This window comes from Agrobacterium sp. DKPNP3 (assembly GCF_052686535.1).
The window spans coordinates 22,742-39,907 of record NZ_JBQYSN010000020.1 but is presented as its reverse complement, the minus strand read 5'-3'; the positions used below and the strand labels follow the sequence as shown (position 1 = coordinate 39,907).

18 protein-coding genes are annotated in these 17,166 nt (G+C 59.0%); 14 read left to right on the top strand and 4 right to left on the bottom strand.

Annotation, left to right across the window (positions count from 1 at the left end):
- The first annotated feature begins 143 nt into the window (after nt 1-143).
- Both dapA and smpB read left to right on the top strand, forming a co-directional pair.
- Nucleotides 144-1,028: a 4-hydroxy-tetrahydrodipicolinate synthase gene (dapA, locus tag ACUTJJ_RS08350; protein ID WP_063951013.1), complete on the top strand. Its 885-nt coding sequence runs from the start codon at nt 144-146 to the stop codon at nt 1,026-1,028.
- Between the two features lie 223 nt (nt 1,029-1,251).
- Complete coding sequence (gene smpB / locus ACUTJJ_RS08345; RefSeq protein ID WP_063951014.1) at nt 1,252-1,734, top strand: SsrA-binding protein SmpB; 483 nt, start codon at nt 1,252-1,254, stop codon at nt 1,732-1,734.
- Between the two features lie 184 nt (nt 1,735-1,918).
- Here smpB and ACUTJJ_RS08340 read toward each other — a convergent pair whose 3' ends face one another.
- On the bottom strand, nt 1,919-3,418 hold the full coding sequence (locus ACUTJJ_RS08340; RefSeq protein ID WP_445541865.1) for a methyl-accepting chemotaxis protein: 1,500 nt from the start codon (nt 3,416-3,418) through the stop codon (nt 1,919-1,921).
- A 215-nt stretch (nt 3,419-3,633) separates the two neighbouring features.
- Complete coding sequence (locus tag ACUTJJ_RS08335; protein WP_063951016.1) at nt 3,634-4,203, bottom strand: LabA-like NYN domain-containing protein; 570 nt, start codon at nt 4,201-4,203, stop codon at nt 3,634-3,636.
- A 393-nt stretch (nt 4,204-4,596) separates the two neighbouring features.
- On the opposite strand from ACUTJJ_RS08335, the gene rpoZ reads away from it, so the two are divergent.
- The 11 genes from rpoZ to recO all read left to right on the top strand — a co-directional run bounded on the left by rpoZ (nt 4,597) and on the right by recO (nt 14,087).
- Nucleotides 4,597-4,986 carry a DNA-directed RNA polymerase subunit omega gene (rpoZ, locus tag ACUTJJ_RS08330; RefSeq protein WP_063951017.1) on the top strand — a complete coding sequence of 130 codons (390 nt, stop codon included), beginning with the start codon at nt 4,597-4,599 and terminating at the stop codon, nt 4,984-4,986.
- 132 nt (nt 4,987-5,118) lie between these two features.
- Nucleotides 5,119-7,353, top strand: a complete 2,235-nt coding sequence (locus tag ACUTJJ_RS08325) for a RelA/SpoT family protein (protein ID WP_063951018.1) — start codon at nt 5,119-5,121, stop codon at nt 7,351-7,353.
- Between the two features lie 197 nt (nt 7,354-7,550).
- Nucleotides 7,551-7,697, top strand: a complete 147-nt coding sequence (locus ACUTJJ_RS08320; RefSeq protein WP_162180472.1) for a DUF3563 domain-containing protein — start codon at nt 7,551-7,553, stop codon at nt 7,695-7,697.
- A gap of 440 nt (nt 7,698-8,137) precedes the next feature.
- Nucleotides 8,138-8,716, top strand: coding sequence for a DUF2062 domain-containing protein (locus tag ACUTJJ_RS08315; RefSeq protein WP_144575090.1), 579 nt, complete (start codon nt 8,138-8,140; stop codon nt 8,714-8,716).
- Nucleotides 8,713-9,117 (top strand): holo-ACP synthase, encoded by a 405-nt coding sequence (acpS, locus tag ACUTJJ_RS08310; RefSeq protein WP_144575087.1) that lies wholly within the window; start codon nt 8,713-8,715, stop codon nt 9,115-9,117. The genes ACUTJJ_RS08315 and acpS overlap by 4 nt, the downstream gene beginning before the upstream one ends.
- A 205-nt stretch (nt 9,118-9,322) precedes the next feature.
- Nucleotides 9,323-10,069, top strand: coding sequence for a signal peptidase I (lepB, locus tag ACUTJJ_RS08305; protein WP_006311536.1), 747 nt, complete (start codon nt 9,323-9,325; stop codon nt 10,067-10,069).
- Nucleotides 10,066-10,779, top strand: coding sequence for a ribonuclease III (gene rnc, locus ACUTJJ_RS08300; RefSeq protein WP_063951022.1), 714 nt, complete (start codon nt 10,066-10,068; stop codon nt 10,777-10,779). The genes lepB and rnc overlap by 4 nt, the downstream gene beginning before the upstream one ends.
- An 82-nt stretch (nt 10,780-10,861) precedes the next feature.
- Complete coding sequence (era, locus tag ACUTJJ_RS08295) at nt 10,862-11,812, top strand: GTPase Era (RefSeq protein ID WP_445541864.1); 951 nt, start codon at nt 10,862-10,864, stop codon at nt 11,810-11,812.
- A 147-nt stretch (nt 11,813-11,959) separates the two neighbouring features.
- Entirely contained in the window at nt 11,960-12,712 is a 753-nt protein-coding gene (locus ACUTJJ_RS08290; protein ID WP_063951024.1) for a Crp/Fnr family transcriptional regulator, read from the top strand.
- A 135-nt stretch (nt 12,713-12,847) separates the two neighbouring features.
- A complete protein-coding gene (locus ACUTJJ_RS08285) occupies nt 12,848-13,225 on the top strand; it encodes a response regulator (RefSeq protein WP_445541863.1) in 378 nt (125 codons plus the stop codon).
- Between the two features lie 67 nt (nt 13,226-13,292).
- Complete coding sequence (recO, locus tag ACUTJJ_RS08280; RefSeq protein ID WP_445541862.1) at nt 13,293-14,087, top strand: DNA repair protein RecO; 795 nt, start codon at nt 13,293-13,295, stop codon at nt 14,085-14,087.
- A 99-nt stretch (nt 14,088-14,186) separates the two neighbouring features.
- Here recO and ACUTJJ_RS08275 read toward each other — a convergent pair whose 3' ends face one another.
- The gene (locus tag ACUTJJ_RS08275) at nt 14,187-15,401 is read right to left on the bottom strand and encodes an MFS transporter (RefSeq protein ID WP_209089057.1); all 1,215 of its coding nucleotides are present in this window, start codon (nt 15,399-15,401) and stop codon (nt 14,187-14,189) included.
- Between the two features lie 165 nt (nt 15,402-15,566).
- Here ACUTJJ_RS08275 and ACUTJJ_RS08270 point away from each other — a divergent pair, with 165 nt between their 5' ends.
- Nucleotides 15,567-16,301 carry a class I SAM-dependent methyltransferase gene (locus ACUTJJ_RS08270; protein WP_445541861.1) on the top strand — a complete coding sequence of 245 codons (735 nt, stop codon included), beginning with the start codon at nt 15,567-15,569 and terminating at the stop codon, nt 16,299-16,301.
- Between the two features lie 19 nt (nt 16,302-16,320).
- Here the strand turns inward: ACUTJJ_RS08270 and ACUTJJ_RS08265 are convergent, their stop codons facing one another.
- The gene (locus tag ACUTJJ_RS08265) at nt 16,321-17,163 is read right to left on the bottom strand and encodes an MOSC domain-containing protein (RefSeq protein WP_445541860.1); all 843 of its coding nucleotides are present in this window, start codon (nt 17,161-17,163) and stop codon (nt 16,321-16,323) included.
- Between the last annotated feature and the right edge of the window lie 3 nt (nt 17,164-17,166).

Sequence of the window (17,166 nt, the reverse complement as noted above, 5' to 3'; positions counted from 1 at the left end):
GAAAGCCTGTCACACTTCCGACATTTTAGGGCAAAATACGCTGCCTTAGCGCTTGTCGGCGTCAAGGGCTGGCTCTAATGTGAGCCGGTTTTAACCATCGAATGCGGCCGAAGCATGAACCGGCTCGGCGCCAGGAGCTTTGCATGTTCAAGGGATCAATTCCCGCCCTCATTACCCCGTTCACGGACAATGGCGCTGTGGACGAACAGGCATTTGCCGCCCATGTGGAATGGCAGATCGCCGAAGGCAGCAACGGACTTGTGCCTGTTGGCACAACGGGGGAATCTCCAACCCTCTCCCATGACGAGCACAAACGTGTCGTTGAGCTGTGCATTGAGGTAGCGGCGAAACGGGTTCCGGTTATTGCGGGCGCTGGCTCCAACAATACGGATGAGGCAATCGAGCTTGCCCTGCATGCGCAGGAAGCTGGCGCGGATGCGCTGCTGGTGGTGACGCCCTATTACAACAAGCCGACCCAGAAGGGCCTGTTTGCGCATTTCTCGGCCGTCGCCGAAGCGGTGAAGCTGCCGATCGTGATTTACAACATCCCGCCGCGTTCCGTGGTCGATATGTCGCCGGAAACGATGGGCGCGCTGGTCAAGGCGCATAAGAACATCGTCGGCGTGAAGGACGCGACCGGCAAGCTCGACCGCGTCTCCGAGCAGCGAATTTCCTGCGGCAAGGAGTTCATCCAGCTCTCTGGCGAGGATGGCACGGCGCTCGGATTTAACGCCCACGGCGGCGTCGGCTGCATTTCGGTCACTGCCAATGTCGCGCCGCGTCTGTGTTCGGAATTCCAGGCGGCGATGCTGGCAGGGGACTATGCCAAGGCGCTTGATTACCAGGATCGCCTGATGCCTCTGCACAAGGCCATCTTCATGGAGCCGGGTGTCTGCGGCACGAAATACGCGCTTTCGAAGACCCGCGGCGGCAATCGCCGGGTGCGTTCGCCTCTGATGAGCACGCTGGAACCGGCGACGGAAGCGGCGATCGACGCGGCGCTGAAGCATGCCGGCCTGATGAACTGAGCCGGGTTTGAAAAGCCTGAGGGTGCGCCATGGTCCGCTTCGCAGCAGAAGCCGTCCGGCGCGCCTTTTCTTTTTGCGGCAGGGATACTAGATAGTGCATGTCTCCCAAACGTGGCCACCGGTTTTGGGACAAAGATAGGCTCGAAAACAACAACGACATCTCGAGAACCGCGCCCGGCATTCCGCCCCGGGCGCAATAAGAAAAACAAGGGATTGAAACATCATGGCCCCCAGAGGCAGCCAGCGCGTGGTGAACAAGATCGTTGCGGAAAACCGCAAGGCCCGTTTCAACTACGAAATCGTCGACACCTATGAGGCAGGACTGGTGCTGACCGGCACCGAGGTCAAGTCGCTGCGCGAAGGCAAGGCGAATATTGCCGAATCCTATGCCTCGGACGAGGGCGATGAAATCTGGCTCATCAATTCCCATCTGCCGGAATATCTGCAGGCCAACCGCTTCAACCATGAGCCCCGCCGCCGCCGGAAATTGCTGCTGAACAAGCGCGAAATCAACCGCCTGCGCGCCGGCATCAATCGCGAAGGCATGACGCTGGTGCCCTTGAAGATCTACTTCAACGACAAGGGCCGCGCAAAGCTGGAACTGGCGCTCGCCAAGGGCAAGAAGTTGCACGACAAGCGCGAGACCGAGAAGGAACGCGATTGGAACCGGCAGAAATCGCGGTTGCTGAAGGGTGGGGCGGCCTAAGTCTCGGCGAGTTTGGCAAGGCGTGCCGCCTCTCGCAGCATGCTCCTGCGTTACGCCGGACTTGATCCGGCATCCAGTTGCAGCGCGTCTGCGCTGTGAGAAGAGTCCCTTCAGCCCAAGGACTTGGGCTGGATGGATCCCGGCTCAGGCCGGGATGACCGGGTGAATCCAGTCTTGCACTCGCTCAAGCGGCCCGATAGGCCCGCTCCACATGTGCCCGCGTTGCCGAAACGCTGAACCGGCTGACGAGCGCCGCCAGATTGGCGCTGACATCGCTGAGATTATGCGTCGCCGCATTGGTCTCTTCCACCATGGCGGCATTTTTCTGGGTCAGATTGTCCATGCTGTTGATGGCGGCGTTGATTTCCTGGATGCCGACGGCCTGTTCCTGCGCCGCTTTTGTCAGCGACACGATATGTTCCTGAATATGGTCAACCTTGTTGCCGATCGTGTTGAGCGACTCGCCTGTCTTGTTGACGAGCGACACGCCCTGCATCACATCGTCGGAGGATTTGGCGATGAGGGTCTTGATTTCCTTGGCGGCGGTGGCTGAGCGTTGCGCGAGTTCGCGCACCTCCTGTGCAACCACGGCAAATCCCTTGCCGGCCTCACCTGCGCGGGCCGCTTCCACGCCTGCGTTCAACGCCAGAAGGTTGGTCTGGAACGAGATTTCGTCGATCACCGAAATGATCTGGGTAATCTTCTGCGAGGATTCCTCGATCGCGCCCATGGCCTTGACGGCATCGGTTACCACATCTCGCGAGCGTGCAGCCTCAATGGCAGAGCTTTCGACGATGGCCTTTGCTTCTTCGGAGCGCTGCGCGGAAAGCTTGGAGATGGTGGTGATCTGCTCAACGGCTGCGGCGGTTTCCTCCAGTGCGGCCGCCTGCTGCTCCGTGCGGCGCGCCATGTCGTCGGTGGCCGAGGTCAGCTCGCGGGTATTGCCGGAAATCTTGTTGGCCTCGTCGACGATCTGCGAAAACGCCTCGGAAAGATTGCCGGCTGCCGCGTTGAAATTAGCGATCAGCCCTTCGAATTGCGGGGCTGTCTTTTCGCTGATGTTCGCGGTGAGATCGCCATTGGCCAGCTTGTCGAGGGCGTTGTTCAGCAGTGCCAGAACATGATCCTGCTCCTTCTTCATCTGCGCCTGCTCAGCCTCGACCTTCTGGCGTCCAGCCGCCAGCACGTCAAGGTAAACGGAAATGGAGTAATCCATGTCGAGCAATGCGGCCTTGATGGTGGCGGACAGGGCATCCTTGACCTTTCGGGCCTTCTTCTCCACGAAAAAGCCTTTGAGCTCCGAGTCGATCACTGCCTTGACGATGCCGTCGAGCATCAGCGCATAACCGCCGATATACCAGCGCGGCTCCAGTCCCAGTCTCGCATGGGTGCGACCAATGGCGGTAACGGCATTGGTGTAATCGTCGTTGAAGGTGCCGGATGCAATTCTTTCCCAGTGCTTCAGCTGCATGCCCTTGGCATGCTGCACATGCGCGTCGCTGGAAAAGAACTTCGCCGTGTCAGGGACGGAACGAGCTTTCACGTAAAAGCGATCGAGAGAGGCATCAAGCGAGCCGGTGATGACGGCCTTCATGTCGGAGAGGTTTTGCCGCTCGACATGGCCAAGCCCCAGGAAATTCAGTCTTTCATCAAGTTGTCTGTCAACTTTTGCTTGGCCTGTCATGTCTCGTCATCCTGCTGTGGCACCCCAAATCATGTGTTTGGTGCCTTTGCGTGATTTAGACACGTCTAAAATTAACCAAGATATAATTTCAACTGTCGGTAATTGATCTTTGTTAATTCTGAAGGGATTTTTTACCTTGCCGGTCGCGGCTCAAACAAAAACGCGCCCGTTTCTCAACGGACGCGTTTTTATGAAAAGCGGCTTTCAAGCCGGCGTCAGACCGTTTCCGGGCCTTCCGCGTGACGGACCGGGCGCTCGGCCGGGTCGCGGCCGATTTCGGCCTTCAGCGTCATCAGATCGATAAAGTGGTCAGCCTGGCGACGCAGATCGTCGGCGATCATGGCTGGCTGCGTGGCCATGGTCGAAACCACGGATACCTTTCGGCCCTTGCGCTGCAGCGCGTCCACCAGCGTGGTGAAATCGCCGTCGCCGGAGAACAGCACCAGATGGTCGACGGTTTCGGACTGTTCCATCGCATCGACTGCCAATTCGATGTCCATGTTGCCCTTGATCTTGCGGCGACCCAGCGCGTCGGTGAATTCCTTCGCCGGCTTCGTCACGACCTTGTAACCATTATAGTCTAGCCAGTCGATCAGCGGGCGGATCGAGGAATACTCCTGATCCTCGATCAAGGCAGTGTAATAATAGGCGCGCAGAAGATATCCACGCTTTTGAAACGCCTTCAGAAGCTTGCGGTAGTCGATATCGAATCCCAGGCTTTTCGATGCAGCATAAAGATTGGCTCCATCTATAAAGAGCGCAATTTTTTCCCGTGGATCGAACATTCCATTCAATTCCTTTTTTTGGAAAGGCCATTATCTGGCTTTTATATCCGGTCGGTAACGCCAAAAAACATGTCGCATCAACGCGCTTTGCGTGCCGCCGTTGCGTTTTAAGTAAGCTACCTTCCCCCTTATTCCAAGACAATTCTTCTGGACATTCTGTCCAACAGGCGCCAAACATGGGGGATAAGGTGCCAGCAGACGCCAAATACAGGAAAAACTTGAATTCCGCGGCCAATGGCTGTATCGGAGGCTGGAAAGCGTCGTCACAAAAAACCATCGGTGTTTTTTGAACAGGCTCGAGGCGCAGATTCAATAGGTTAGGGCATAGCCGGTGCATCGCTCCATCTGCACGGCGCTCTGATCCACGACATTACGACCCATAAAGGACAGGCAATGGCCCGCGTCACAGTTGAAGATTGCATTGATAAAGTAGACAACCGTTTCGAACTGGTGCTTCTGGCCAGCCACCGTGCACGCCAGATTTCGCAGGGCTCCTCGATCACGATCGACCGCGACAACGACAAGAACCCCGTCGTCGCCCTGCGCGAAATCGCTGACGAGACTTTGTCGCCTGACGATCTGAAGGAAGATCTCATCCACTCGCTGCAGAAGCATGTGGAAGTGGACGAGCCCGAGCCCGATCCGGTCACGCTTGCAGCCGCATCTGCCGACAGCGAAGACGACGACCAGCCGGAAACCGTTACGTTCGACCAGATGTCTGAAGAAGAACTGCTGGCCGGTATCGAAGGCCTTGTGCCGCCGGAAAAAAATGACGATTATTGATCCGGTTTTATGATGCCTTTGGCAGGCGGTGGTTACCGTCTGTCAATAGTTGCCGTCATAATCTGATCCCTATTGATGCAGCATTGTGCGCCGACCCCTAGGTTGGCGCGCTTTCTTTTTGTGGAATATTGCATGATGCGGCAATACGAACTCGTTGAACGGGTTCAAAAATATAAACCGGATGCGAATGAGGCCCTGCTGAACAAGGCCTATGTTTACGCGATGCAGAAACATGGTCAGCAAAAGCGGGCCAATGGCGACCCCTACATCTCGCATCCGCTGGAAGTTGCCGCGATCCTCACTGAAATGCACCTTGACGAGTCCACGATTGCAGTTGCCCTGCTGCACGACACGATCGAGGATACGACCGCCACCCGCGCCGAAATCGACGAGCTTTTCGGTGAGGATATTGGGAGGCTGGTCGAAGGCCTGACCAAGCTCAAGAAGCTCGATCTCGTCACCCGCAAGGCCAAGCAGGCAGAGAACCTGCGCAAGCTGCTGCTTGCCATTTCCGATGACGTTCGTGTTCTCCTGGTGAAGCTGGCCGACCGCCTGCACAATATGCGCACCATGGAATACATGCCGGCGGACAAGCGTAGCCGCATTTCCGAAGAGACGATGGAAATCTATGCGCCGCTCGCTGGCCGCATGGGCATGCAGGACATGCGCGACGAGCTTGAGGACCTGTCCTTTCGCTATCTGAACCCGGAAGCCTACGGGACGGTGACGAAACGGCTGCAGGAACTGGAAACGCGCAACGAAGGCCTGATCAAGAAAATCGAGGACGAGCTGCGCGAACTTCTTGTAGCCAATGGCCTGATCGGTGCTGGCGTCAAGGGCCGGCAGAAGAAGCCGTACTCGGTGTTTCGAAAGATGCAGTCGAAGTCGCTTTCCTTCGAGCAACTGTCCGATGTTTACGGGTTCCGCATCCTCGTTGACGATATACCCTCGTGTTACCGGGCGCTGGGCGTCGTTCACACCCGCTGGCGCGTGGTGCCCGGCCGGTTCAAGGACTACATCTCGACACCGAAGCAGAACGACTATCGCTCTATCCACACCACGATTGTCGGTCCCTCGCGTCAGCGTATCGAGCTGCAGATCCGCACAAAGCGCATGCATGAGATTGCCGAATTCGGCATCGCCGCCCATGCGCTCTACAAGGATGGCGAGAGCGGAGAGGGCGATCTCCTCTCCAAGGAATCGAACGCCTATTCCTGGCTGCGCCACACCATCGAATCGCTCGCAGAGGGCGACAGCCCGGAAGAATTCCTGGAGCATACCAAGCTCGAACTTTTCCAGGATCAGGTCTTCTGCTTTACGCCCAAGGGCAAGCTGATCGCGCTGCCGCGCGGCGCGACCCCGATCGATTTCGCCTATGCAGTTCACACCAATATCGGCGACACCACTGTCGGCGCCAAGATCAACGGCCGGATCATGCCGCTTGTCACGCGACTCAACAACGGTGACGAAGTCGAAATCATCCGCTCGGGCGTGCAGGTGCCGCCCGCCGCTTGGGAAGAGGTGGTGGTGACGGGCAAGGCGCGTTCGGCCATCCGCCGCGCCACCCGCATGGCGATCCGCAAGCAGTACTCCGGCCTCGGCTATCGTATTCTGGAGCGCACCTTCGAGCGTGCCGGCAAGACCTTCTCGCGCGACGCCCTGAAGCCGGTGCTGCATCGTCTGGCGCAGAAGGATGTCGAAGACGCCATCGCAGCCGTCGGCCGCGGCGAAGTCTCCTCGCTCGATGTGCTGCGTGCGGTCTTCCCGGATTATCAGGATGAGCGCGTGACCGTGAAGATGACCGGCGACGACGGCTGGTTCAACATGCGCAGCGCCTCCGGCATGGTCTTCAAGATTCCCGGCAAGTCGCGCTCGGTGCTGGAAGATGACGGTGCGGCTGAAATGCTGGATGGGCCCGATCCTTTGCCGATCCGCGGCCTCTCCGGCAATCTCGACGTGCACTTCAGTGCTGCTGGCGCCGTTCCGGGGGACCGCATCGTCGGTATCATGGAAAAAGGCAAGGGCATCACCATCTATCCGATCCAGGCGCCGGCGCTGCAACGCTTCGATGACGAGCCGGAACGTTGGATCGATGTGCGCTGGGACCTTGATGAGGCGAACAAGTCGCGCTTCATGGCGCGGGTGATGATCAATGCGCTCAACGAACCGGGCACGCTCGCCTCGGTCGCGCAGTCGATCGCGACGCTCGACGTCAACATCCGCGGCCTCAACATGGTCCGCATCGGTACTGACTTCTCCGAGCTGGCGCTGGATGTGGAGGTCTGGGATCTCCGGCAGCTGAACCAGCTTCTGTCGCAGTTGAAAGATCTAGACTGCGTGTCAACAGTGACGCGTGCCTTCGATTGAGGCATTTTTGATCCTTCGCAAGAGGCAAAAGGCCGTTGCTATGCGTTAAATGCATGGCAGCGGCCTTTTCCTGTCTCTGGTGGTTAACGCGGGTTTCAACTATCTTCTCCTCAGAAATTGAAGAGACGGAAACGCGGCGAGCCGGTGGATTTACACCGATGAGAAACGCCAGTTCCAAACCGAAAGGACCGAAAATCATGTTTACTCCGCTTCGCAAGATCGCCCGCGCCGTTCGCGGCAAGACCACGCAGGAACGCGAATTCGAATATCTGAGCGCCTCGGTATCGAATGTAGACCTCGAGTTCCGCCAGCGCGAAATCGACCGCGGCCTGTTCCGCCGGTAATGCGCTCAGCGCATGGCAGCTACTTGCCATGCGTATGAGACTCGGAGGGGCATCGCTGTTGGCACGCTCGCCCTGTATCCTGCAAAACTGTGTGAATGCGCGCTACAGGCGGTTGTCCCAAACTGGTTGACCAATACGCCGCAAAAAATCCCGGTTCAGTTCCCCGTCGCAATAGACGACATTAAATGGGGACTGATATCGAAGGCTCGATATTCACTGTATTCGTGACATTCCGCGTCCCGTCATGCCAGACTTGATCCGGCATCCAGCCAGCCCAAAGTCCTTGGGCTGGAAGGAGTCTTCTCGCCGCGCAGACGCACGTCGGCTGGATACCGGCTCATGGCCGGAATGACGGACGCGGAGAATGTACCTGCAAAAGAAATCCGTGCGTCGTCTACGATGCTCTTGGCGCGGCCGGGGCGATGAAATAGACTGCCCTCATGCCGTTTCGCCGCCGTGAACCCGTTGGTTTTTCAGAGAAGATTCGCGACCTATTCTGGCCGCGAACGGGCTTTTCCCGTTCCCTGCGCTATATGAAGCTGCGCCTGCTGAGGCTTTCCGCTTCACCGCATTCGATTGCGGCCGGCGTCGCCATCGGCATTGCCGTTGCCTGGACACCGTTTCTCGGCGTACACATCATCATCGCCATGGCGCTCGGCTTCCTGCTGCGCGTCAACCTCGTGGCCGCCGCGCTCGGCACGACGTTCGCCAATCCACTGACATTTCCGTTCATCTGGGCATCCACCTGGGAGCTCGGTCATGTCATTCTCGGGCGAAAGTCGGCAGAGAGCGCCGGGCATGTGGATTTTGTCGCGCTGTTCAGCCACCTCGAATTCCGGCAGATCTGGACGCCGGTGCTGGAACCCATGACAGTCGGCGCGATACTTCCCGCCGCCATCAGCGCCATTGTGGCCTACGTCGCCGTCCACGGCCTCGTCAGCGGTTTCCAGCGGCGCAAAGTGGAAAATCTCGCGCTGCGCGCCGCCAATAAAAATGCTTCCCTGGAGATGTTGAAATGATCATTGGATTAGGCAGCGACCTGATCGATATCCGCCGCGTCGAAAAATCGATCGAGCGCTTCGGCGAGCGTTTCACCCATCGCTGTTTCACTGATATCGAGCGCGCCAAATCCGATGGCCGGAAGAACCGCGCGGCCTCCTACGCCAAGCGTTTTGCCGCCAAGGAAGCCTGCTCCAAGGCGCTCGGCACCGGGCTTGCCAACGGTGTCTTCTGGAGGGACATGGGCGTTGTCAACCTGCCGGGCGGCAAGCCGACGATGATCCTGACCAACGGGGCAGGGGAAAGGCTGGCCGCGATGCTGCCTGCCGGCCACCGCGCCAGCATCCATCTGACCATCACGGACGACTTTCCTTACGCTCAGGCATTCGTGATTATCGAGGCGCTTCCCGTGAACGACTGAGGCGCTCCCCGCCATAATGGCGCTCTATTTTCGGGCGTGTGACAGAAGCGCTTCCCTTCGGGCTGGAAAGGTTCTAGAGAAGTCGCAGAAATATGAAAGCGTTGGCGGCCGCGTGACACAGCATCACCCGCCCAAGGCGCGATAAGCAACGGCCCGGGAGCTTCTGAGATCGAAGGAGCCGGGAAACAATCAGGCAGGTCTATAAGTGTCGGAAAAAGCTGAAAAGAAGCAGAACGCCCTCTGGGAGAACGTCAAGGTCATCATTCAGGCGCTGCTGCTGGCCATGGTCATCCGCACCGTGCTGTTTCAGCCCTTCACGATCCCCTCGGGTTCGATGATGCCGACGCTGCTGGTGGGGGACTATCTGTTCGTCAACAAGTTCTCCTACGGCTATTCGAAATATTCGCTGCCTTTTTCGCCAAACCTTTTCTCCGGCCGCATCCTCGAATTCAGCAAGCCGAAGCGCGGCGATGTCGTGGTCTTCCGCCTGCCACCCAATCCTGAAGTGGATTACATCAAGCGCCTGGTCGGCTTACCCGGTGACCGCGTGCAGGTGACGAACGGCGTGCTATTCATCAACGGCCAGCCGGTGCCGAAGCAGCCCGATGGCACCTTCACGTCCGATTACCGCGCCGATCCCGGCACCAACGTCCCTGTGTTCCGCGAAACGCTCGACAACGGCGTCACCTACGACACGCTTGACCAGTCCCCCGATTCCCGCGGTGACAACACCCGCGAATTCGTGGTTCCTGAAGGCCATTATTTCATGATGGGCGACAACCGCGACAATTCGCTCGACAGCCGTTTCGACGTCGGTTTCGTACCGGAAGAAAACCTGATCGGCCGCGCCAGCGTCATCTTCTTCTCGCTGGGCAACGACACGCCATTCAGCCGCATTTGGGAATGGCCGGCCAACATGCGTTGGGACCGCCTGTTCAAGGTTGTGGGATGAGCAAGACCAAGCCGCTTTCCACGGACGAGATTTCCCGTCTGGAAGCGTTGATCGGATATGAATTTAAGGAAAAGGCCCGGCTGGACCGGGCCCTGACCCATGCCAGTGCCCGCTCTGCCTCTGCCGGGAATTATGAGCGGCTGGAGTTCCTGGGCGATCGCGTTCTCGGTCTCTGTGTTGCCGAACTGCTGTTCTCTCTTTTCCGCAACGCCACCGAGGGCGAATTGTCGGTGCGGCTGAACCAGCTGGTCAGTGCCGAATCCTGCGCGTCGATCGCGGACGAGATGGGCCTTCATAATTTCATCCGCACCGGATCCGATGTCAAAAAACTCACCGGCAAGGCAATGCTCAACGTCCGCGCCGATGTCGTGGAAAGCCTGATCGCGACCATCTATCTGGATGGCGGGCTGGATGCGTCGCGCAAGTTCATCCTGAAATACTGGCAGGGCCGCGCCACAAGCGTGGATGCCGGGCGGCGTGATGCCAAGACCGAACTGCAGGAATGGGCGCACGCAAAGTTTGCGGTCACACCCTCCTACCGGGTTGACGATCGCTCCGGACCGGATCACGATCCCCGCTTTACGGTGACTGTTGAAATCCCCGGCGTGAAGCCGGAAACTGGCGTCGAGCGCTCCAAGCGCGCGGCCGAGCAGGTGGCGGCAACCAGATTGCTGGAACGCGAAGGCGTCTGGCAGAAAAGCCTCACCTGAAACTGGGCGGGCCGGCGACGGCAGCTGACTATCAAGCGCATGGCGAGCCCTCTGGCCGCATGTTGAATACCTCTGACCTTGAATGGATACCATGACCGATCACGAAAACCCCGCCCCGACGGGCGAAGACAATGCCCTTCCGACCCGCTCCGGCTTCGTTGCCCTTATTGGTCCAACCAATGCCGGCAAGTCGACGCTGGTCAACCGGCTTGTGGGCGCCAAGGTCTCGATCGTTAGCCACAAGGTGCAGACGACGCGTGCGGTCATGCGCGGCATCGCCATTCACGACAACGCCCAGATCGTGTTCATGGACACGCCCGGTATCTTCAAGCCGCGCCGCCGGCTGGACCGCGCCATGGTCACCTCCGCCTGGGGCGGCGCGAAGGATGCCGATCTCATCCTGCTGCTGATCGATAGCGAACGCGGGCTGAAGGGCGATGCGGAGGCAATTCTCGAAGGGTTGAAGGATGTTCCTCAGAAAAAAATCCTCTGCCTCAACAAGATCGACCAGGTGAAGCGCGAAGATCTTCTCAAGCTTGCTGCCGCGGCCAACGAGACGGTTGCCTTCGACCGCACCTTCATGATCTCGGCGACCAACGGCTCGGGCTGTGAAGACCTGATGAACTATCTCGCCACCGGGTTGCCGGAAGGGCCATGGTATTATCCGGAAGATCAGATTTCCGACCTGCCGATGCGCCAGCTCGCCGCCGAAATCACCCGCGAAAAGCTCTTTCTGCGCCTGCATCAGGAGCTGCCCTACGCTTCGCATGTCGAGACGGAGAAGTGGGAAGAGCGCAAGGACGGCTCGGTGCGCATCGAGCAGGTGATCTATGTCGAGCGCGACAGCCAGAAGAAGATCGCGCTTGGCAAGAACGGCGACGCGATCAAGGCTATCTCCACCGCCTCGCGCAAGGAGCTGTCTGAAATTCTCGAGCAGCCGGTTCACCTCTTCCTGTTCGTGAAAGTGCGCGAGAACTGGGGCGACGATCCCGAGCGTTTCCGCGAGATGGGCCTGGAATTCCCGCGCGGCTGATCCGCGTTGCTGCCTCGTTTCGGTCATTGGTGCCGAAGCGGGGCGGAAAGCTTTGAGAATATCTTCATTCCCTGGTGGGAACTGAATATCCCTGGAACGGGTTGTTCCAAAAACAATTGGGCGCAACCTTTTTCATGATGGATATTCATGTCGCCAAAGAGACCGAACGGCATTTCGACCACGCCCTGTCAGCAATGTCCGCTGCGCGACTTGCCGCATTTCCGGGATTTTTCCCCACCGGAGCTGGATTTCGTCTCCCGTTTCAAGACCGGGGAGCTCGCCGTGGAAAGTGGCTCCGTCATCCTGATGGAAGGCTCCCACAGCGCCCATCTTTATACGGTCCTTGAAGGCTGGGCCTTCCGCTACAAGACCCTGGAAGACGGTCGCCGACAAATCCTCAATTACGTCATGCCGGGTGATCTCGTCGGTCTGCAGGGAACGGTGATGGGCGAGATGGAGCATTCCGTCGAAGCGCTGTCGCCGGTCACGCTCTGCGTCTTCGAGCGTTCGCGGCTCAACAATCTCTTCACCGATCACCCGACACTTGCCTTTGACCTCACATGGATTGCGGCGAGCGAAGAACGCATGCTCGACAACCACCTGCTGAGCATCGGGCGTCGCACCGCCATTGAGCGCGCCGCCTATCTCATCGCCTTCCTGTACCGAAAGGCAAAGGCCGCCAACCTGCTTCCGGGTGAGACCCCCATTCCCGTGACGCAGCAGCATGTCGCCGATACGCTCGGCCTTTCCATCGTGCACACCAACAAGACGCTGAGAAAGCTGGTTGATCGCGATCTCATCCGCTGGACGGACAAAGGCTGCTTGGTGCTGGACGATGCGGGTTTGAGCCACGTTGCCGGCTGGGAAAACGACGAAAAGCGGCCACGCCCGTTCATCTGATTGTTGTACGACATGTCTTTTTTAAATGACGGTCAGGTCGCAATTTGCGACTGCTGAGGCGATATCTCACGGGAGAATCATTGTTGGAGACCGCGGCGCACGGCCAGGCGGTCTCGTCATTGGGATGAAGAAACTATGGTGCCACAACGGGTTATCATCGTTGAGGATGAATATCTGGTGGCGCTCGATGTTGAAGCGGTTCTCCAGTCCATGGGCGTGGAAACCGTCGTCATCGCGACCACGCTTGCTCAGGCCAAACAGGCAGTCGAAGACAATGGCGCCGATTGCGTGTTGCTCGACGTCAGCCTTTCAGACGGCAAGAGCTATGATTTCGCCCGCAGGCTTGGCAGTCAGGGCATTCCCTTCGGTTTTGTCAGCGGTTACGGCGACACGACCGGTTTTCCGGATGATCTCGTTGAGGCCCCCTTGCTCGGCAAGCCCTTTGGCGAAAACGACGTGATCGATTTTGTCCTCGACCTCGTCGGTGCGCGCGAGAAGTCCGTAAAAGAATAACGTTTCGACGCCAGATCGGGTATGATTGGCTTGAATCAAACCCTTGATCGAAATTCGGACGCGTTTCATGCAGTGGCAGGAAGAGGCAATCATTCTCGGCGTCAAGCGCCATGGCGAGACGAGTGTCATCGCCGAGGTGATGACCCCCTCGCGCGGCCGCCATTTGGGCCTCGTCCGCTCCGGCCGCTCCCGTAGCATGCAGCCGGTGCTCCAGGCCGGCAACAGGGTTGATGTGCTCTGGCGCGCCCGCCTTCACGACCATCTGGGTGAATTCCGCATCGAGCCGCTGCAATTGCGCGCAGCACAGCTGATGGAGACGGCAACCGCGGTGTATGGCGTGCAGGCCATGGGGGCGCTCCTGCGGCTTCTGCCCGAGCGCGATCCTCATCCGCATCTTTATCAGGCGCTCGATATCATCCTCGACAATCTGCACGACCCCGTCGATGCCGGCGAACTCTTCGTGCGTTTCGAACTGGCGGTATTGAACGATCTGGGTTTCGGACTTGATCTGACGGAATGTGCGGCAACGGGCCTGCGGACCGACCTCATCTATGTATCGCCGAAAACCGGCCGGGCCGTTTGCCGCACGGCGGGTGCTCCCTATGCGGAGCGGATGTTGTCGCTTCCGGCTTTCCTGAGCGAAGGCCAGTCAAAGGCTGCCGATCCTGAAAGCCTGGCAGCGGCTTTCCGATTGACGGCGCATTTCCTCAATCGCCATGTCTACGATCCGCGTGGTCTCAACGAAAACGCCGCCCGCGACGGTTTCGTGCAGGCGGCGTTGAAGGCCCTGGAAGGCCGGGCGATGCCAGGTAAGGGCGCTGAGGGCAGGGGTATTACGAGCGCCCTCGATAAGGCTCTCTGACGAGAGCATTTCCAGCGATCCCGTGGTCATCGGGATTCTATCTCTTTGTCTGACGCCCTCCCGATGCAAAACCGTTGACACAGTTTTGCTTGAGGTACTTCAGGCGATTGCTGGCCGGGGGGCCGGGCGCTCCTGGATGGGCCAGTGAACGATGGCGGCAAACACACCCATGCCAACGCCCAGCCACCAGACGATATCGTAGCTTCCGAACCGGTCGTAAAGAAAGCCGCCCAGCCAGACGCCGAGGAATGAGCCGAGTTGATGGGTCAGGAAAACGACGCCGCCCAGCATACCGAGATGACGGGTGCCGAACATGATTGCGACCAGCGCATTCGTTGGTGGCACAGTGGAAAGCCAAAGAATACCCATGATGGATGCGAACAGAATAACCGAAAGCGGCGATTGCGGCAGCAACAGGAACGCCGTGACCACGACGGAGCGGGCAATATAGATATAGGCCAGCAGATAGGGTTTCGAATATCGCTGGGCGATGACGCCAGCGGCGAGCGAGCCGATGATGTTGAAGAAACCGATCAGCGCCATCGCGATGACGGCATAGCGCGGTTCGATACCGATATCGCCGAGATAGGCTGGGAAATGGGCGGTGATGAAAGCCACCTGGAAACCGCAGACGAAGAAACCGGTGGTAAGCAGCAGATAGCTCTTATGGCCCAGGGCCTCCTTCAGCGCTTCGCCCGCCGTCTGTTGGAACTGCGCCTGCGACTGGCTGCCTGAGGAGGAATTGCCGCGCATGAAAAAGGCGAGCAACGGCACGAGCATCATCATGGCTGCGAGCCAGACGAGACTGTCCGACCAGCCATAGGTGGAAATCAGCCCCTGGCTGATGGGCGCGAACAGAAACATGCCGGCGGATCCGGCTGCCGTGCCGATACCAAAGGCGAAGGACCGTTGCTGCGGCGTGACGTGACGCGCAAAGGCGGAAAGAATGACGCTGAAAGAGCCAGCGGCAATGCCGAGCCCGACCAGCACGCCGCCGCCGAAATGCAGCCAGAAGGGTGAGGTGCCGAAGGACATGCAGATGAGGCCCGCCGCATAAAGCACGCCGGAAAGCACGAGCACGCGGCCCGTGCCGTATTTGTCGGCGATCGCGCCGAAAAAGGGCTGGCCAAGGCCCCAGAAGAGGTTCTGCAGCGCCATGGCGAGACCGAAGGTGGAGCGATCCCAACCTGTATCGGCAAGCATCGGGAGCTGGAAGAAACCCATGGCCGAACGCGGTCCGAAGGTCATGACGGCGATCAGCGATCCGGCAGTGATAATGAGCCAGGGCATGGTCTGGCGTGTGGCTGGCGACATGAATATTCCCCCAATCGCAGCGCCTCACCTCAAGAAGGTGCATGGCTTGCCGCGGATTCCCTTATGATGGGCCGAATATTATCCTCTGTCAGCCTGCCTCACTAGCAACTTTTCTTGACGGCCATTATTCAGGATATTGATGGACACGCGGCAAGAGAGGTGACGATGAAGCAGAATATCTATGACGATCCCGTGTTTTTCGAGCGCTACAGCGCCATGCCGCGTTCCGTCGAAGGCCTGCGTCAGGCGGGCGAATGGCACGAACTTCGCGCCATGCTGCCTGAGCTGAAAGGCAAATCCATCCTCGATCTCGGTTGCGGTTTCGGCTGGCATTGCCGCTTTGCCGCAGAGCAGGGCGCCCGTCACGTCGTGGGCGTCGATCTCTCCGAAAACATGCTGCGCCGCGCCGCCGAGATCAATGGCGGCCCCGGTATCGAATACCGCCGCACCGCGATTGAAGACATCGATTTTCCGCGCGACAGTTTCGATGTCGTGTTGAGCTCGCTCGCCCTCCATTACGTTCGCGATCTCGACCTTGTATTCGCGAAGGTGTTTGCGGTTCTGAAATCCGGCGGGAGTTTCATATTTTCCATCGAACATCCCGTCTTTACGGCGCTGGAAAAGCAAGACTGGTTCTATGACGACAATGGCGAAATTCTGCACTGGCCGCTCGACCACTATCAGGACGTAGGCGTGCGCCACTCCAACTGGATGGCAGATGGCGTCGTCAAATATCATCGCACGGTGTCAGGGATATTGAACGAGCTTTTGGCCGCCGGTTTCGCTTTGAAGCGGCTGGCTGAACCAAAACCTGATCCGACGCTGATCGCGCAGCGAGAGGAACTGAAGCACGAAGACCGTCGTCCGATCTTTTTGGTCGCCAGCGCGCAGAAGCCTTAGGGCCTCGGCGCGCTTCCGCCTAACGCCGCTTGAGCGCCCAACCTTCGGGGCGCTCTTCTATGACCCTGGCGACATCGCCAACAGACAGCCGACCTTCGCCGCGCGGCGTCACGTTCCAGCCGAAGAGCGGGCCGGGCACCCGCCGGTCGGCGGACATGCGGATGCGGCCCATAGCCTTCATGGGCGAGGGCACATCGCGGGAGCCGGTCATCTGGTCCTGCGTGGTCATGATGCAGCGGGCGCAGGGCTTGACGAGATCGAAGCGAATGCCGCCGATCTCGATGGCCGCCCAGCGATCCTCAGCCCATGCTTCCTCCGTCTCAAGCACGATATTGGGCCGGAAACGCTCCATGCCCACGGCCTCCTCGCCATTGCCGCGCATATTGTCGTTCAGCGCGGCAAGCGAGGCGGTGGTGGTGACGAGGATCTGGTAACCATCCGCAAAGGTGACGGGCGTTTCATTGCCCGTCCATTCCAGGCTCGCAATGCGTTTCGAGGCATCATCGAAGAATACAAGCTTCACCTCGCGTCCGAGCCAGGCCGAAAGCCTATCGTTGGTCTCGTCATTGGCAATATTGGCGCTGACGATCGATTTCCACACCGCCACATCCATGCGCTGGCCGGACGGCCTTGCGACGATCTCGCCGTGCTGGTCGCGCGCAAGGACCATACCGTCGTCCTCATGCCGCGCCACAACCGTGGCGATGGCGGGCAATTCACGCTGGGTAATGAAATGGCCCGATGGGTCCACAAGCATGGCCCGACGGTCGCCTGGCAGGCCCTCGGCCGACACGGTGCTGTCCGAGAGGAAAATGCCGCGCGCGCTTTTCAGCGGATAGATGTTGAGTTCGGTCACACGCATCTC

Bases quoted from the DNA above. Each gene is read 5' to 3' on its own strand.
- dapA (WP_063951013.1), top strand. From the start codon at position 144: ATGTTCAAGGGATCAATTCCCGCCCTCATTACCCCGTTCACGGACAAT.
- smpB (WP_063951014.1), top strand. From the start codon at position 1,252: ATGGCCCCCAGAGGCAGCCAGCGCGTGGTGAACAAGATCGTTGCGGAA.
- ACUTJJ_RS08340 (WP_445541865.1), bottom strand. From the start codon at position 3,418: ATGACAGGCCAAGCAAAAGTTGACAGACAACTTGATGAAAGACTGAAT.
- ACUTJJ_RS08335 (WP_063951016.1), bottom strand. From the start codon at position 4,203: ATGTTCGATCCACGGGAAAAAATTGCGCTCTTTATAGATGGAGCCAAT.
- rpoZ (WP_063951017.1), top strand. From the start codon at position 4,597: ATGGCCCGCGTCACAGTTGAAGATTGCATTGATAAAGTAGACAACCGT.
- ACUTJJ_RS08325 (WP_063951018.1), top strand. From the start codon at position 5,119: ATGATGCGGCAATACGAACTCGTTGAACGGGTTCAAAAATATAAACCG.
- ACUTJJ_RS08320 (WP_162180472.1), top strand. From the start codon at position 7,551: ATGTTTACTCCGCTTCGCAAGATCGCCCGCGCCGTTCGCGGCAAGACC.
- ACUTJJ_RS08315 (WP_144575090.1), top strand. From the start codon at position 8,138: ATGCCGTTTCGCCGCCGTGAACCCGTTGGTTTTTCAGAGAAGATTCGC.
- acpS (WP_144575087.1), top strand. From the start codon at position 8,713: ATGATCATTGGATTAGGCAGCGACCTGATCGATATCCGCCGCGTCGAA.
- rnc (WP_063951022.1), top strand. From the start codon at position 10,066: ATGAGCAAGACCAAGCCGCTTTCCACGGACGAGATTTCCCGTCTGGAA.
- era (WP_445541864.1), top strand. From the start codon at position 10,862: ATGGATACCATGACCGATCACGAAAACCCCGCCCCGACGGGCGAAGAC.
- ACUTJJ_RS08290 (WP_063951024.1), top strand. From the start codon at position 11,960: ATGTCGCCAAAGAGACCGAACGGCATTTCGACCACGCCCTGTCAGCAA.
- ACUTJJ_RS08285 (WP_445541863.1), top strand. From the start codon at position 12,848: ATGGTGCCACAACGGGTTATCATCGTTGAGGATGAATATCTGGTGGCG.
- recO (WP_445541862.1), top strand. From the start codon at position 13,293: ATGCAGTGGCAGGAAGAGGCAATCATTCTCGGCGTCAAGCGCCATGGC.
- ACUTJJ_RS08275 (WP_209089057.1), bottom strand. From the start codon at position 15,401: ATGTCGCCAGCCACACGCCAGACCATGCCCTGGCTCATTATCACTGCC.
- ACUTJJ_RS08270 (WP_445541861.1), top strand. From the start codon at position 15,567: ATGAAGCAGAATATCTATGACGATCCCGTGTTTTTCGAGCGCTACAGC.
- ACUTJJ_RS08265 (WP_445541860.1), bottom strand. From the start codon at position 17,163: ATGCGTGTGACCGAACTCAACATCTATCCGCTGAAAAGCGCGCGCGGC.